This window comes from Opitutia bacterium ISCC 52 (assembly GCA_014529675.2).
GTDB lineage: Bacteria > Verrucomicrobiota > Verrucomicrobiia > Opitutales > UBA2995 > UBA2995.
Genome location: CP076040.1, coordinates 3634103 through 3649920, shown reverse-complemented (window position 1 = coordinate 3649920; position 15818 = coordinate 3634103). Strand labels below are relative to the sequence as shown.

The following is a 15818-nucleotide window of genomic DNA, read 5'->3' as shown; positions in this document are numbered from 1 at the left end:
CCAAAAAGAGAAAGCTAAAAACTGATATGAGAAAGAAATGGTATACGAAATCACTCTACTTAGTATTATTGGCAGTACTGGTCTGCACATCGCAAGCGGCTCATCACTCTGCGTCACATGGAGAGAAAATGGAGCCAGGCTTCAAGGCGGCCAAAAAACCATATAATTATGTAGGGGTTGATTTTATGGAGGTTTTCTCTGGGCAGGAGGAAAACTATGTTAAAGCAGAGTCAGTTTGGTTGAAGGTGCACGAAAAATTGGCAAGCGATGGAAGGATTCTTGGATGGGGTCTTGCCAAGGCTAGGGAGAACGATCTCGGAATTGACTATATTACGTGGAAGCACGTCCAGTCTCAGGACGACTTAAACGGTTTATACGATATGGCTGAGATTGAAAATTGGCTTGGAGCGGAAGATTTTCAAATACTAAAAAATATCACGCAAAAATCTCGCAGGATCAAGGGTCGGGAGATTTTAGCTTTAAGCGATTATACTATCGATTCTATTTTTCCAGAGCCTTCTTCTGTTGCCTTTAACTGGAATTTCATGACTCCATCCGCGGGGAATAGGTCCGCTTACATCGCGGCCGAAAAAGCACACATCCAGCCATGGCAACAAGCCAAGGTTGAATTGGATCCTCGCTTCTTGGGTTGGGAACTCCAGGAAGTAGTATCTAGTATGGGCGACACACCCCAGGCAGCGCTTCGCACGGTCGATATTTTTAGGATTGATGTTAATCAGTCAGATGATGAGCGACAAGGGCTATGGCGAAAGGCTCGTGACTTAGCAGGGCCATTGCCAGAGGGTCTCAATTTTGGGCAGTTGCGGGAAATGCAAAGGGTTACGTTCGACGTTATATACATGACTGATCGAGGCAAAAATGCGGTTTCTAAGTTGTGGGAGCAATTAGAGGGGAGCTGGACAGCTCCGAGTAATGATGGGTACCGAACCAAAACGATAAGCCCTTTCACTGAAAGAATAGAGTACTTCAAAAAAGATGGCGAATCTAAGGGTAGGCAGATTAAGCCGATCTCTGTTGAAATAGTAAATAAGACTCCTAAATTCACGGTCTATGGAAACGATGGTGAAAGTCTGTTTTCTATACCATTCAGGGTAAAAGACGAAATTTGGTACGAGTATTCAGGAGTCGCGTTTTCTTCTGACCGTATATTTCGGTACGAAAAAACTTCCGAACCTGTGCTCAATGAGCAGTCGGCGATGGAAAGAGCTATAAAAAACAAGAAAATGGCCCTCGAGTTCTTTAATAAGTTACTCACCGAACCTGAAGCGCTAAAGCCGATACTACACAAAGACTTTGCATTTACTTACATGGGAAAAATCCCCGATACATTACTTCCTTACGGGGTTCCTTATGACACGAAGTCGCTTTTAGCCAATTGGCTTGGCCATATCCCGAAACTCGTGCCAGACGGAATAGAATTAAAAACCACTGATATTATTGCGGATGAAAATGGAGTGGCTGTAAGGCAGAAAGGAAAAGCCAAGGGTAAGTACGGTCCGTACAATAATGATTATTCATGGCTGTTTAAATTCAAGGAAGGCAAAATTTTATCAGTAGAGGAATTCAATAGCGACTACTTGGTAGCCAAAAGTCTTTATGGTAGAAATTTAATTCCGTTCTCTCCCTAAACAATTTTGGGGCTTTACGAAAATTGAGATAAAATTTGTGGGTTAATAGGAGAATCAATCGGGCGAATTTATATTCGCTTTTGTAATCAATCGAGATTCTTTACCAGAAGATCTGAAGAAAATAATGTAACTATGAAAAATAATATCGGGGCAATTTTAATCACTTTAATTTTATCTATATCAGCAATAGCAAATGAAAGGCCGGCTGTAATTGGAGGAGTAGAAATGGCATCTGGAGAAAAAAGTGCCGCTTTTGAGCAAGTTATAAAAAGACTAGGAAAGTGGGAAGGTACCATGACTCAAGGAGCAACGGGAGCAGTTTTCGATGTATTTTATGAATTCAAGCTCACGTCTGGAGGAAACACCATAATCGAAACTTTAGTAGAGGATGGTGTGGAGATGCTTACAACATACAGCGACGATAACGGCGAATTAGTAGTAAGACACTACTGTGCCTTAGGCACGGAGCCAGTTTTTTCTGTGAGTGGTCTTTCGGGTACGGTAATGTCTGTCGAATTGGATAATACAAAAGTGGATTTACACGCCGAACATGAAAGTTTCGTTACCGAGATGAAATGGAAAATGAACTCAAAAGATTCAATAACCTTTGAAGCCACGATTATGCTAGATGGAGAGCTAACAAAGAATAAGGCTCAGATAAAAAGAGTTCATTAACAAAAAAGCCCCATACGAGGCCCCTTCACCGGAGATCCGACCAAGGCGGGTCTCCGCGACCTTTCCGCCAAAAGCAAATTCCTAGCAATCATGGATAAAAAAAGTAATCAAAACGAAGAAGGGTCACATTGGTATTGTTACGTTGTCTTCGATGTCACGGACCCCGCGCAATTTCGTGATTACGTCGGCAAGCAGGTAGGCATTGAGCAGGAAAACGGGATGAGCAGCTATGAAATTTACGTTGATGATATGACAAGTCCGAAGCGTGCCACATTGATAGAATGCTTTCCTGATGATTCGACACAGCAAATGCATCTTGAGAACCTTAGAACTGAGCTGTTTATGGCAGGCATAGCAAACCCATCCATTACGGTTTTGGGCGATCCCCCTCAGGCAACTAAAGACCGCATGTTGCAATATGGGTTTTGGCCGCCCGCTTTCACTGGGCCTTTCCAGCATTTTAAAGCCTTAAAAGGCTTCCGAAGTCAATGATTGCAAAAGGGTTATTATAAATATCATTCATACAGAAGAAACGAAGCTCTCAGTCAAAATTTTTAGAAAAGAAATTTAATTATGTCAGACAATCCACAATTCAGAGATGAAACTGGTCAGGTAACTGGGGTTCGTGTTTTGCCACCTAATGCTGAGGGAGCCCATTACGAAGTCTCACTTTCCACACAAGGGATATTAGAAAGCTCAAAATACAATGCTCTCTGGACCTACACACAAGTGCAACGCAATGATGGCAGTATTTACGGCCAGGGCGACGGGGTTCTAACCACCGAGTGTGGAGAGGTTATCTATCTCAAAGGGAGCGGCTCTGCCCCGGGTAAGGAAGCTGATGGAGGAGTGATATTCAAAACTATCAATCATCATCACACAGCCTCCGAAAAATTTAAGCACCTGAATGGAGTTGCTGGTGTCGGCATCTACAACGTCTCTCCGGAAGGGAAAACGACCGCACAATTCAGTATTCTTTAATCAATCTCAGAATCAAGAAAATGAGTCCAAGGGAGAGCTGAAGTTCCTTTCATTCTCAATGGGCTCGATGCATGACCGGTAATCCAAAAGCAATAATGAAAACTTCTATGACCAAGATAATGAAAAATGTCGCCCTCACCCTCGCCATGCTGGTAAGCGCGCTCGCAGCGCCCCTCCATGCCTTTGAGGTGAGCGGCGAGTCCTTCGATGCGGACTTTAATATTACCAGCTGGACTAGTAACGTTGACGGCATCACCCTGACGGCTGAAGGCGAGGTTGGTGAAGGTTACGGCAAGGTCTACCTAAGCTACGATTTTGTCAGCAGCAGTGCGGACAAGAACCAGGGCGACTTCTCTGGAGATGTTCGAACCATTAACAACGACGGCGTCATGGTCGCAGGCACCCTGCAGGGTATTTGGAAACGTAACGGCAAGATGGTCACCATATACACCCTAGACCAGTTCTCCAATGGTGACATGATCTATGCCAAGGGCGATGTGGACCTCGTCAAGGGAACGATGTCCTTTACCGCCTACCCCATTCAGTAATCTCTCGCCGCGAACAAGCGCAGTGTCTGCACGCTCTCAGTACAACGTCGGCGGGTTCTAAGAACAAGGCAAACGCGTTCTTCAGGATTACAAGCAAGCGGTTAAGTGGTACACGAAAACGCCCGGCCATCACATCGCACAATCAGGGGAATTACTCCATCGTCAATGAACAGTGGCGCTACATCCGCTATGTAGACGGCGCCGAGGAACTCTACGATATCGTCAACGATCCCCACGAATGGACCAACCTCGCTTCCCAAAAACCAGGGATCCTGAAATCCATGAGAAAGTGGATCCCAAAAATCGACAATGGTCCCACCCCTGGCAGCCGCGCGCGCATTTTGACCTACTATGACAAGGTGCCTGTATGGGAAGGACAAATCATTGGAGAAAACGACCCGGTCCCTCAGGACAGCAAGGACTTTCGTGACTGATCGTTATTTCGACCTGGCATTCTTATGCTCCAGAAGGCCTCCCAAGGAGTGTAATTGTCGATAGATTAACCTTTTAAGCACATTATGCCGATTGATTACTGGAAGCGAAATAGGCGATCATTGTTAAATCCACCACCACCATTTCATTGCTTCGCCACTTTTCAGGAGGTCCATTTTACTGTGGTCGGGGATTGGACAGTCGCATAGTCTTTTCAATTCCTCCCTATGATGGATTTCAGTTCACTTCTTATTACCCCACTCAGTTTCAACCCTAAGAACTCCTTTTTGCCATGAAGCAGGTTCGCATTCTTGTAGCTCTTTGGGTCATTGCGTTTACACCTGTGGTCATGGTCGGAGAAACCGTTTCTTTCCCTCCGCACAACTTTACCCTGCCGGACGGCTACACGCTCGAACTTGCTGCAGCACCACCTCTCGTCGAAAGACCCGTCCACATGTATTTCGCAGAGGATGGCAGTTTGTATATCACAGATAGTTCCGGCGACACCCGAGAGGGGCCGATTCAGCTGGCGGAACCAAGCCACCGCATTCTGAGTCTGGTCGATACCGATGGCGACGGGGTCTTTGATGAGTCGAAGGTGTATGCGGAGGAGGTGCCCTTTCCGGAAGGTATTCTGGTTTATAAAGGAGACGTTTATGTAGGAGCCCCACCCAACATATGGAAATTCAGTGATACCGATGGCGACCATGTAGCTGATGAACGGGTGTCCTGGTTTAACAGCGGATCCATAGAACGCTGTGCCAATGACCTGCATGGACCTTATCTCGGTCCGGACGGCTATTTCTATTGGACCAAGGGAGCTTATGCTGAGCAGAGCTTTGTCCTAGGAAATGGTAAGCTGCATCAGTCAAAGGCGCCTCATGCCTTTCGAGCCCGACCGGATGGCAGTGAATTGGAAGTCGTCATGACGGGGGGTATGAATAATCCGGTTGGCCTGGCTTTCAGCGAAACGGGAGAGCGATTTCTCAGCGGAACATTTTATGTCCTTCCGGCTACTCACCCCGGACAGCGAGACGGTATGTTGCATATGGTTTACCGGGGGATGTACGGCAGAAAGAATCCTGCAGCCCTGTCGGGTCACCCTCGTACGGGAGACTTTTTGACGGTCATGACGCATACAGGAGCTGCGGCCCCTTCCGGAGTAATCATGGCTCGGAATAATGCGTTGGGACTCAAGGGAGATTTACTTTGCGCCGACTTTAATCTGCGAAGGATATCCAGATACCCCTTGAGTCGTTCCGGATCAACCTTTGCTTCAGAAGCGGAGGTGCTTCTCGAAGGCGATCAGACGGATTTTCATCCGACCGATGTGATTGAAGATGCCGACGGCAGTTTGCTCGTAGCAGATACGGGAAGTTGGTATCTGATGTGTTGTCCCACCTCGCAGGTGGCCAAACCGCATGTCCTCGGTGGTATTTACCGTATCCGAAAAACGGATGCAGCAATTCAGGAAGATCCGCGAGGCTATAAACTGAACTGGGATCAACCCTCCATCGCTTACCTCTCCGATGAACGACCAGTAGTTGTGAACCGCGCTATCGAGGCGTTGGCTAAGAAAGAATATATCGATGACCTAAAATCTGCCAAGGCCGGCGTGCCTGCCTTGTGGTCGCTCCATCGCATCGATCGCCCTGCAGCTCGCAAAGCTTTACGGGAACGAATCAATCATGGCAGTGCGGACGAGCGCTCGGTGGCTATCCAAAGCGCCTCCCTTTGGCGGGATCCGGCTGCGGTGCCAGCACTGCAGAAGGCTATCACTTCGAAGGATCTCCATATTCGCCGCCTGTCCGCCATGGCGCTTGGCAGAATCGGCGACCGCTCATCGATTAGCGCGTTGCTGGAAGCAGGCCTCGGAGAACTCGATCCCTTTTTAAAGCACGCTGTCACCTACGCACTGTTTGAAATGGGCGTCGCGGATGAGGTTCCCGAAAAACATCCCCTGGCGAAACAACTCCGAATCATGGCAGAGGTTGCCCGGAGTGGTCCCAATCCCAATATCCGGCCCGATATTCTCCAGGCCGATCCGGTCAACACCGATCCTATCAAAGTAGCTCATCAGTTTAAACGCATGGGTGAGCTAAGAAAACATTTCAACCAGACAAAGGGAGATCCCAAGCGTGGAGAGAAAGTCTTCGCTGACGCCTCCAAGTCGCTGTGCATCACCTGTCACCGAATGGGAGATCAGGGTCTGCACTTCGGTCCGGATCTAACGAACATTGGTGCCATGCGGGGCAAATGGGATTTATTGGAAGCCATCCTTTTTCCAAGCGCTTCCATTTCCCGTTATTACGAGTGGGTGCATGTCCGAACCAAAGACGGCGAATTTTCCGGAGTTATTACAGATGAAACCGAAGAAACCATGGTCCTCTCTGCATCACCGGGAGCGGAAGTTACCATACAGACCGCGGATATAATCGAAGCTAAATATTCACATACCTCCCTCATGCCTGAAGTGTTTGATACTCTTTTGAGCCCCGACGACCTTAACGATATCGTCGCCTACTTGCAGCAGGCTCGATAGAGCCCACTTACTCTTACTCTTAATCTCGACATGAACGACTCAAACAACCCCAAACCCGGCATCCATCGTCGAGATCTTTTAAAAGGAGCGGCCGCGGCAGGTATCGGACTAGCATCAGGCGCGATAGGTATTCCTAAATCCTTCGGACAAACTTCTGTAAGTAAAAACAGGATACAGATTGAAAACGAGAAACCCGGAACACGTGACTGGCTTTTAACCAATACCCTCACCGATCCGACCATAGGGAGAAGTAACGTGACCAGTGGGCGTTGTCCGTGGATTGAAGGGTACTGCTCGGCCAACAGCATCCGGGCGGGTGAGAAGTTGAAGATTATGGTGAGCACGGATCCGGAGACCGAATTCAAATTGGAGATCTTCCGCACCGGTTACTACAACGGAGACGGCGCTCGACTGGTTCGACGTTACGACGCACTCAAAGGTACTCCGCAACCCGTCCCGGAAGTTGGCGAAAACTACCTGCACGAATGCAACTGGGAGCCGTCGGTAGAATTGACCATCCCCGAAGATTGGTTGAGCGGAGTTTACCTGGGGAAACTTACGGGAGAGTTCAGCGGCATACAAAGCTACGTCATTTTCATCGTGCGTGATGACCGTCCCTGCGACTTGCTGTTTCAATGCAGCGACCTGACCTGGTCCGCCTACAACCGGTGGCCTGTCGATTTCTCGATTTATTCCCGGCATGAAGGGCGATCCAGCACCAGCGTGCCCAGTGGATCCGTGAGCTTCGACCGGCCTTATGCCTTGTTCACTCACCCGGTTAACAAGATCAAAGCGTCTGTAGGTTCCGGCGAATACCGGCCCTGGGAATTCCCCTTGGCCTTTTGGCTGGAACAACACGGTTACGATATATCCTACATTTCGAACGTCGACACTCACGCCGATCCGAAGGGATTACTACGTACGAAAGGTTTCATTTCAGTGGGGCACGACGAGTACTGGTCCTTGCAGATGTACGAGAACGTGCTCAAAGCCCGTGACGAAGGCGTGAATCTGGCCTTCCTGAGCGCCAATGCCGTTCTGTGCGTTGTTCCCATGCTTCCTTCCGGAAACGGTCAGCCCAACCGGGTAATTCGCCGGGAAGGTTGGTTCTTTCCTCCCGAATATGGAAGCGGAGATGCCAGGCGAAACGTCAATCAGGAAGGCTTCGAACCCGTCATGGGGCCGGATGGCGCTTTATTGATGGGGAACCGGACGACTCCCCCCGTCATGGGAGCCGGCGATTGGACCTGCGCGATGCCGGAGCATTGGCTCTTCGAGGGAACCGACATGAAGAAGGGAGATTCGATCGAAGGCCTCGTCGGCTGGGAGTGGCATGGAGCACCCATGATGTCTTTGCCCGGTATGCAGATCGTTGCAGAAGGCGAAACACTAATGAGCGGAAGAAATCCCGGCCATTACACCGCCACCATTTACGACGGCCCCAAGGGCAACATCGTCTTCAACGCCGCCACCATCTGGTGGGCCAATGGTTTATCCAGCCCCCCGGGCCACAAAACTCCAGTCAGACATGGAGTCGCTCAACAAGGCGTCGATCCACGTGTTCAGCAAATCACCCACAACCTCTTCCAGCGCTTTATAAACTCTTAATCCTAATCTTAATATCCCAAATAACTCTCTATCAACCATGCCCCAATTCTCCGGATCGTGATGTTTGACTGGATTAAGATTTAGAGTAAGATGAAGATTCAGAAAACTACCCTAATGTTTAAAATAAATACCCTATGAGTACCAAATCTACCCGTCGTACCTTTTTAAAAACCGCTGCGGTTGCCGGGATCGGCATGCCCACCATCATTCCTGCCAGTGCGCTGGGTAGTGATGGAACCGTAGCTCCGAGCAATCGGATTACCGTGGGAGGCATTGGACTGGGTCCGCGAGGACGCAAGGTCCTGGACGGTTTCTTTAAGCATAAGGACTGTCAGTTCGTTGCCATCGCTGATCCTCAGAAGGAGCGGCGCGAAATCATCAAGCGCAAGACCGACCGTCATTACGGGAACTCGGATTGCGTAACTTATAATGACATGGCCGGTGTCCTGTCACGGGATGACATTGACGCAGTCGTCATCGCCACGGGTGACCGCTGGCATACCACGGCCTCCATTCTCGCTGCACGGGCCGGTAAGGATATTTATTGCGAAAAGCCCTGTGCCATGAACATCCAGGAATGTCAGGAGTTAGATGATAACATCAAAGAGCACGAGCGCGTCTTTCAGGCCGGAACCCAACGTCGTAGTGTTCCCAATTTCAAACTGGCTGCCCACCTCGCCCGCAAGGGTAAGCTGGGGCAAATGAAGGAAGTGCATGCCGGCATCCTGCAATTGCAGCAATACCTGGAGCCCTTACCGGCTCAGCCCATGCCCGATCCATCTGAGATCAATTGGGATAAGTGGGTGGGTCCTGCACCCATGGTTGATTTTAACGAAGACTATTGCGTGCGAGGTAAGTGGCGTAATCACAAGGGACTCTATGCCGCATGGCGACTGCCCGAGTGGGGATCGCACACCATTGATCTTTGTCAGTGGGCAGCCGATGCCGACGGAACGACCCCTATTGAATATGAAGCTGTATCCGATAGTCTGTTACACGCTACCTACGCCAATGGCGTCAAGCTGGTCATGCGACTATCTTCGCGCAATGGAGTGGGGGAGTGGATCGAAGGACTGGGTACTTGCCCCGTGCGCTTTGTCGGCGATGAGGGTTGGGTAGAAGCTGGGGATTTCGACCGTATCGAAGCCAGCAATCCAAAGCTGGTAGCCAGCAAGCCTGCTGACCAGATCTACGGTACCGATCCAGTCCACCATGTGCGTAACTTCCTCGATTGTGTGAAGACCCGCGAACAACCGGTATGCAACTCGACCGCGGTACGCTACGGCCACATGGCCTGCTTCGCGGCCGCCATCAGTTGGAAGCTGGGCCGTAAAGTTACGTTCGATCCAAAGAAGGAGAAATTCGTCAACGACGCCGAGGCCAATAGCTTGCGCACGTATCAACGTCGCGCCGGGTATAGCATTTAATTAATGAACGAAATCAAAGATCTATATGAAAATTAAAATTGTATTCTCTATGGTCGTTGCGATCCTGCTGGGTGCTTGCGCGAGTCTGCAAACGCAGGTCGATCCAGTGCTTGGTGAATGGCAGTACGTTATCGAAAACCTTCCCCAAGGAGAACCTGAAGGAATTTTTACTATCGTGAAGGAGGGTGACGGCTATTCTGGAACGCTTCAGAGAAAGGGTGACCAGGCTGTTCCTCTCGTGGATATAATCATGGGAAGTGGCGTTCTCGAAAGCAGCGGCTTTAATACGCGGGGTTATTCTGTAGTCATGAGCGGAACCTTTGAAGGTGCTTCCTTTACCGGAACGCTTTCTACCATCGGACGAACGTTTCCGATTTCGGCTGAAAAAAAGTAGTGGAGTAGCGAAACAGTGCCATTCGGGTCAAACGTAGTTTCTAGGAAGCAATGACGACAGTGGCAAATAGAAACAGCCGGAAGGTATTTGTAGTGGTTAGGAGTGCGGTCTCGTACTGGGAAAACAGAGAAAATTCTAGAGTCTACGTTTGACCTTTGGCGACGGCTGAAGACTCAGAAACGGTAGGTATACTGAAGCTTGGTCGCAATTTTAGTATCAGCAGATACGAACCTCAAACTGCCCATCGATTCGTTGATCCAACCTTGGTTAAAGGATAAAAATAAATCGTTGCCGGGCTTTGGCGTCCAACGAATGCGGCTCTGCAAACCGAGGTTTCGGCTGCGGTTATCGTATTGAACGAGGTTCGAAAACGTAAGCCGGGGTGATATGGAAAAGTCTAAGTTTGTAGTAAATACGCGAGCGGAGAACTTGCCTTCCGGTAAATTGGCCAAGGTATATCGGACACTGGTTTCCAAGGTAAACCTGGGAGGAAGTTTGTAGACGAAACTGGCTCGAATTTGTTCGCTTGATCCCGACCAGAAATCACCAAAGGTCACTCCTATACTCGCGTACAAGGGTCGCTTCCTGGCCGAGGCCAAAAATATACTGAATTGATCCATCTTGTACCGACCCACCGGGAGCACAATTCCATCGGAGATTTCAAAGGGCTCAAACAACTGTTCTTCGTCTCGGTTGTAGTTCATGAAGGAATGAATCGAATCACCGGATTTGAAATGCCAATGAAACCAATCGACATCGAAAGTTGAGCTCTCGAGTTGTCCATCCTCCAAGCGCTCGAACCGGGTGTAATAGACACTGTGAATCATGTCTTCGACGTTTAAAAAATCCTCCGGGCGAGGATTAAAGTTTCCGCCGATCCGGTACATCCGAACATTATTCCTCTGCACAAAGCCCAAAGCAGGATCGAAGTTTTTTTCAATTTCGCTGTAGGCAAGGATACCTTCCCAGATTTCGTTCGGATAATGAGCGGCCGCACCGAATGCCATGTCATCTCCCTCGACACCTTCATTGTCAGATTTGAGACCGAAGCCACTCAAACGAAAATCGCGCGGATACCCCAGGAACTCAGAGGTGGACAACATCACGTCCGCCCCGTAGGTCTTGCTCGACACACCAGGAGCTGGATCTCCATGGGTAAAAATGCCGCCGACATAAGACTCCTCCCAGAAATTCTGTTTCACGCGTCCAACATAGAGCTCCTTATCCTCGATCAAAACGGGATCCCCGTTGCCGTCCAAGGTGGTTTCGCCTGACATCACTCCCAGAAATCCGACCTCTGTCTGGCCCACTCTACCTGTCAGCTTTGCCCCCACTTCAATAGGTACTTCGGCACCTCGATAGAGTCCGATCCGCCGACTGAAAAATGGGATGATATCCGCATCGGCATCCGGAGCCCCTGGAGGGCCCTCCGGAATGGTACTGGCGAAATTAAACACTCCAATATCCTCTAAAAAGAACGATCGTTTTTCCGGGAAGAAAAGCGAAAACCGGTCGAGATTGATCTGCCGGGCATCCACTTCAGTTTCCCCGAAATCGGTGTTTATCGTTCCCGATAATTTCAAACTAGGAGTGATATTGTAAAATAGATCCAGGCCGGGTTCAAAATCAATGTCATCGTCGCCCGTGCTCTTAGTATGCAACCAACTTGACGCCAAAAAAGGGCGTATATCGAGACCCACGCCCTGCTTAAGGCCCGTCATGTTTGTTAAGGCACCCGCGTTTGAAACATTGAGGAATGTGCTCTCGACGCTGGCACCGGACCATACGGACTCCTCGATTTTCCGGAGAATGCTCCGTCGAATGTTGAAACCCCAGGTGTCGTTGTTCTCTGGAAAATTGAGACTCTTGAAGGGGATAGCAAATTCAGCGGTCCACCCCTCGTCAGTAAGTTGAGTCCGTACGTCCCAAATGGCATCCCAATCGTTGTTAAAATCCTGGCTCCCATACAACAATCCATCGCTCATCGATCCGACCGGATTGGTTCCGAAATAGTAGGCGTTACGTTGATCTCGAAACGTATCCAAAATAATAGTTACCCTGTCCTCAGATCGAAGGCGGGCATCCCTCGCCATGGTAGTGCCGATAATCCTATCTGGTTCAGAATCATACGCGATTACTCCGACGTACAAGTTATCCGTATCCCGTAATAGAATAACCTCAGTTTTTTCAGACACCACTTGCCCGGTGTCTGGAATACGCTGAATCAAATCTTCTAATGGGTTTGCGGAAGCCCAAACAGTTTCATCCAAAAAACCGTCCAAGGTTATGGGCGAACTGATTTCGGTGACTTCTGCAGTTTTGAGTTCCGCGTGATCGTTTCCATGCAACGGATATAATAAAGAAACAAGGCAGGTAAACAGTACTGCAAATTTGCAGTTACCTGTTCGATCAGCTATAAAAAATCCGAATTGGGTAGGAGGCACGGGTAGGTCTAGTCAGTGATTTTAAGGCCAGAAACTTCTACGGGTAAAGCTTAGGCGTTGAAAGAAGTCGAGCAGCAATCCTAATCAAATAAAAACCAATACTGCCTGGCACCTCTAGCCCTCTCCCCCTGATCCGCAATTTTTAGCTCTTCAATTATCTTGTCACCCAAATCAATTTCTCCAGTGGGTTGGTCTGGATCGTAGAGCTCGATAAATTCCTTGAACCAATGGATATCACTCACCTGCGTGAGGTTCTCCTCAATAGGACGATTTTCAGATTGGGGAACCGCCTCAGAATCTTTTCCTTCACCCCATGCCGAACATTCGTTGGCCACAGGATAATTTCAACTTCCTGCAGGTAAGTTTTGATCAAGTTGATATTCCCCACCGTATGCCCGATGTCACCAATATTGATTGTATCAGGAAACATTCCCGGCGGTCCCTTCCGCAGGGTACAGCTACTCACAATCGATCATTCGAAATGGGGGCCTGGCCGCGGAGTAGGACAGGAAATCCGTTGAGATTTCATGCCAGTAGCCCCGCAGAAGGATGCGTGAACTCTGTGGTGTCATGCTATTTTTTTCCAAGGCGGATTACTTGAAGCCCAACGCCGTACCAGAAACACCCATCAAGCTGGCTTGAAGAAAATGTCGTCTGCTGAAACTCATAGATCTAAGCAAGGTTCTTAAAAATGGGTGGGTCAAGAATGGCCAAAGCGGTTACCCATCGACACCAAACATTAAGGGCTGACCTCATTCACCCTCTCTGCGGTGGAAGCCTTTTTTGATTAAACACTTTGAGCGTTAATACTTGTCTTTAGCTATGTGTCACTGGTTGATTTAATGGAATGATCAATGCGAGGCAGTTATCCATTGCAATTTCTGTTCTCGTTATCCTGACGGGGGTGGCTGTTGTAGCAAAGACGCCGGAACCCGATTTCGCACGGGAAGTGCTACCGATCCTATCAGAAAAGTGCTTTGTCTGTCATGGGCCTGACGCCAAAGCAGATGAGCGGAAGCTTACCAGTTACGAGGAAGCGGTTCTAATTCGAAACGGAATACAGGCGATTAATCCTCATGAGCTGAAGGACAGTCTTCTGCTTGCTCGCATCTCGGACCAAGAAGATCCGATGCCACCGCTCGATGAAAAACCATTGAGTGACTCGGAGCGCGACATTCTTGAGAGCTGGGTCCTTTCTGGCGCGAAGTACGCCAAGCACTGGGCGTTCGAGAAACCTCAAAGAGATACTCGCTTCGATTCGGTCGATGAATTCATCCAGGCCGACATGCGAGCGAATGAAATCGATTTTTCGCAGGAGGCGAATCTAACAACCTTGGCTCGCCGGGCGTCTCTGGTCCTCACCGGCTTACCTCCGACCGTCGAATCGGTAGAGGCTCTAGTGTCGTCAAAAGATCCTTACGCCTTCAACGGTTACGTGGGTCAGTTGCTGCAAAGCGAACATTATGGGGAACATCGTGCCCGGTATTGGCTAGACGCGGTTCGATACGGAGATACGTCGGGTCTGGCCCGCGATGTTCGGAGGGGACTCTATCCCTACCGCGATTGGGTCATACAGGCGTTCAATGACAATCTGCCGATGGACCAGTTCATTACCTGGCAGCTGGCGGGAGATCTATTGCCAGAGCCGTCGCTCGAGCAGCGGGTTGCCACCGGTTATGTGCGAATGAATCCGACGACCAATGAAGGTGGGTCAATACCGGAAGAGTTTCAGGCGAAAAACAACTTCGACCGTGTCGAGAATTTGGGTACCGTGTTTCTCGGGCTGAGCTTGCAGTGTGCCCGTTGCCACACTCACAAGTACGACCCCATCACTCATGAGGAGTATTTCCAGCTCTTTGCGTTCTTCAATAATACCGCCGAGAAACCGCTTGATGGTTATAAATATGATCTTCCGCCCGTTGAGAAGGCTCCGCGAGACATTGCGGACTGGAAGCGGCACAAACATCTGAAGTCACTGGGTTTCGAGCTGTCGGGTGAGGAGGCCTTCGAGCTTGCCGAGATCGAAGGCCGTATGTCCACGACCCTGGTGGCCGAAGAGGGAGAGCCAAGGCCGACTTTTCTATTAGAGCGAGGCGATTATTATTCTCCATCGGGTCCGGCTCTCCAGCCCGGTGTCATTGCCGCGATTGGAGGCATGCCCAAGGACGCCCCTCGAAATCGCCTCGGTCTGGCGCGATGGCTAACGGCTCCGGACAATCCTCTCGTGGCCCGCGTATTGGTGAATCGACTTTGGCAACAGGTGTTTGGAGTCGGGCTTGTGAGAACGCCCGAGGAGTTTGGGCTTCAAGGCGAGCATCCAACCCATCCTGAGCTGCTGGACTTTTTGGCCCTCGAGTTTCAGTCCAGCGGTTGGGATCAAAAAGCCATGTTGCGACGGTTGGTGCTCAGTAGGACGTTTCGACAGTCATCCGTTATGCGGCTCGACATCGATGATCCTGAAAACCGGCTTTACGCTCGTGGACCCAGCTTCAGGCTCGATGCAGAGGTTATTCGCGACTCGACGCTCCTCGCCGCAGATTTGCTCGATCCGTTCATGGGCGGCGAAGGAGTGAAACCTTATCAGCCGCCAGGACTTTGGGAGTTGATCGGTCATCAGAAAAGTAATACCCGTGTGTACGTTCCCGATACGGGACCCAAAGTCTATCGCCGCAGTATTTATGTCTACTGGAAACGAGCCAGCCCTCATCCCATGATGACGATATTTGACGCGCCAAATCGCGAATCTGCTTGTGCTCGTAGGTCTCGCACGGATACGCCGCTGCAATCGCTGGCACTTCTAAACGAACCTCAGCGAATCTATTCTGCGAGGAAATTGGCCGAGTCGATCATCGATTCTCGGGAAAACGACGAAGCCCTGGTTGACCGCCTCTTCGAGACGCTGGCAGGCCGGGAAGCGAACCTGGAGGAAAAGACCGCATGCACATCGCTGTTCGAGAAAACCAAAAGCGCTTATTCAGCGAATCCTTCGCTTGCTGAATCATTGCTCGAAGTGGGTGGAACGCAGCGAAACGAATCTCTCGATCCTATAGAAGTCGCCGCTTGGACTCAGGTCGTCGTCGCGGTCATGGCAAGTGATCCGTTTATACTTCTTTACTGA

General features: G+C 49.7%; 13 protein-coding genes. 11 read left to right on the top strand and 2 right to left on the bottom strand.

Annotated features, from left to right (window positions below; genetic code table 11):
• The first annotated feature begins 26 nt into the window (after positions 1-26).
• From GA003_15470 to GA003_15425, 10 genes are all read left to right on the top strand, one after another.
• Positions 27-1649 carry a hypothetical protein gene (locus GA003_15470; GenBank protein ID QXD27403.1) on the top strand — a complete coding sequence of 541 codons (1623 nt, stop codon included), beginning with the start codon at positions 27-29 and terminating at the stop codon, positions 1647-1649.
• Between the two features lie 225 nt (positions 1650-1874).
• The gene (locus tag GA003_15465; protein ID QXD30457.1) at positions 1875-2324 is read left to right on the top strand and encodes a hypothetical protein; all 450 of its coding nucleotides are present in this window, start codon (positions 1875-1877) and stop codon (positions 2322-2324) included.
• 90 nt (positions 2325-2414) lie between these two features.
• Positions 2415-2816 carry a hypothetical protein gene (locus GA003_15460; protein QXD27402.1) on the top strand — a complete coding sequence of 134 codons (402 nt, stop codon included), beginning with the start codon at positions 2415-2417 and terminating at the stop codon, positions 2814-2816.
• 81 nt (positions 2817-2897) lie between these two features.
• Complete coding sequence (locus GA003_15455) at positions 2898-3305, top strand: hypothetical protein (protein QXD27401.1); 408 nt, start codon at positions 2898-2900, stop codon at positions 3303-3305.
• A 119-nt stretch (positions 3306-3424) separates the two neighbouring features.
• Positions 3425-3853, top strand: a complete 429-nt coding sequence (locus GA003_15450) for a hypothetical protein (GenBank protein ID QXD27400.1) — start codon at positions 3425-3427, stop codon at positions 3851-3853.
• A 281-nt stretch (positions 3854-4134) separates the two neighbouring features.
• Complete coding sequence (locus GA003_15445; GenBank protein ID QXD27399.1) at positions 4135-4287, top strand: hypothetical protein; 153 nt, start codon at positions 4135-4137, stop codon at positions 4285-4287.
• Between the two features lie 290 nt (positions 4288-4577).
• On the top strand, positions 4578-6827 hold the full coding sequence (locus GA003_15440) for a HEAT repeat domain-containing protein (GenBank protein ID QXD27398.1): 2250 nt from the start codon (positions 4578-4580) through the stop codon (positions 6825-6827).
• Between the two features lie 30 nt (positions 6828-6857).
• Positions 6858-8435, top strand: a complete 1578-nt coding sequence (locus tag GA003_15435; GenBank protein QXD27397.1) for a twin-arginine translocation signal domain-containing protein — start codon at positions 6858-6860, stop codon at positions 8433-8435.
• 134 nt (positions 8436-8569) lie between these two features.
• Positions 8570-9862, top strand: coding sequence for a Gfo/Idh/MocA family oxidoreductase (locus GA003_15430; GenBank protein ID QXD27396.1), 1293 nt, complete (start codon positions 8570-8572; stop codon positions 9860-9862).
• A 25-nt stretch (positions 9863-9887) separates the two neighbouring features.
• Positions 9888-10256: a hypothetical protein gene (locus tag GA003_15425; protein QXD27395.1), complete on the top strand. Its 369-nt coding sequence runs from the start codon at positions 9888-9890 to the stop codon at positions 10254-10256.
• A gap of 173 nt (positions 10257-10429) precedes the next feature.
• Here the strand turns inward: GA003_15425 and GA003_15420 are convergent, their stop codons facing one another.
• Together GA003_15420 and GA003_15415 are read right to left on the bottom strand one after the other, a co-directional pair.
• The gene (locus tag GA003_15420) at positions 10430-12700 is read right to left on the bottom strand and encodes a carbohydrate binding family 9 domain-containing protein (GenBank protein QXD27394.1); all 2271 of its coding nucleotides are present in this window, start codon (positions 12698-12700) and stop codon (positions 10430-10432) included.
• Between the two features lie 80 nt (positions 12701-12780).
• A complete protein-coding gene (locus tag GA003_15415) occupies positions 12781-13035 on the bottom strand; it encodes a hypothetical protein (protein QXD27393.1) in 255 nt (84 codons plus the stop codon).
• 512 nt (positions 13036-13547) lie between these two features.
• Here GA003_15415 and GA003_15410 point away from each other — a divergent pair.
• On the top strand, positions 13548-15818 hold the full coding sequence (locus tag GA003_15410) for a PSD1 and planctomycete cytochrome C domain-containing protein (protein QXD27392.1): 2271 nt from the start codon (positions 13548-13550) through the stop codon (positions 15816-15818).

Excerpts from the sequence above, each read along its gene's own strand:
- GA003_15470 (QXD27403.1), top strand. The coding sequence starts at position 27 with ATGAGAAAGAAATGGTATACGAAATCACTCTACTTAGTATTATTGGCA.
- GA003_15465 (QXD30457.1), top strand. The coding sequence starts at position 1,875 with ATGGCATCTGGAGAAAAAAGTGCCGCTTTTGAGCAAGTTATAAAAAGA.
- GA003_15460 (QXD27402.1), top strand. The coding sequence starts at position 2,415 with ATGGATAAAAAAAGTAATCAAAACGAAGAAGGGTCACATTGGTATTGT.
- GA003_15455 (QXD27401.1), top strand. The coding sequence starts at position 2,898 with ATGTCAGACAATCCACAATTCAGAGATGAAACTGGTCAGGTAACTGGG.
- GA003_15450 (QXD27400.1), top strand. The coding sequence starts at position 3,425 with ATGAAAAATGTCGCCCTCACCCTCGCCATGCTGGTAAGCGCGCTCGCA.
- GA003_15445 (QXD27399.1), top strand. The coding sequence starts at position 4,135 with ATGAGAAAGTGGATCCCAAAAATCGACAATGGTCCCACCCCTGGCAGC.
- GA003_15440 (QXD27398.1), top strand. The coding sequence starts at position 4,578 with ATGAAGCAGGTTCGCATTCTTGTAGCTCTTTGGGTCATTGCGTTTACA.
- GA003_15435 (QXD27397.1), top strand. The coding sequence starts at position 6,858 with ATGAACGACTCAAACAACCCCAAACCCGGCATCCATCGTCGAGATCTT.
- GA003_15430 (QXD27396.1), top strand. The coding sequence starts at position 8,570 with ATGAGTACCAAATCTACCCGTCGTACCTTTTTAAAAACCGCTGCGGTT.
- GA003_15425 (QXD27395.1), top strand. The coding sequence starts at position 9,888 with ATGAAAATTAAAATTGTATTCTCTATGGTCGTTGCGATCCTGCTGGGT.
- GA003_15410 (QXD27392.1), top strand. The coding sequence starts at position 13,548 with ATGATCAATGCGAGGCAGTTATCCATTGCAATTTCTGTTCTCGTTATC.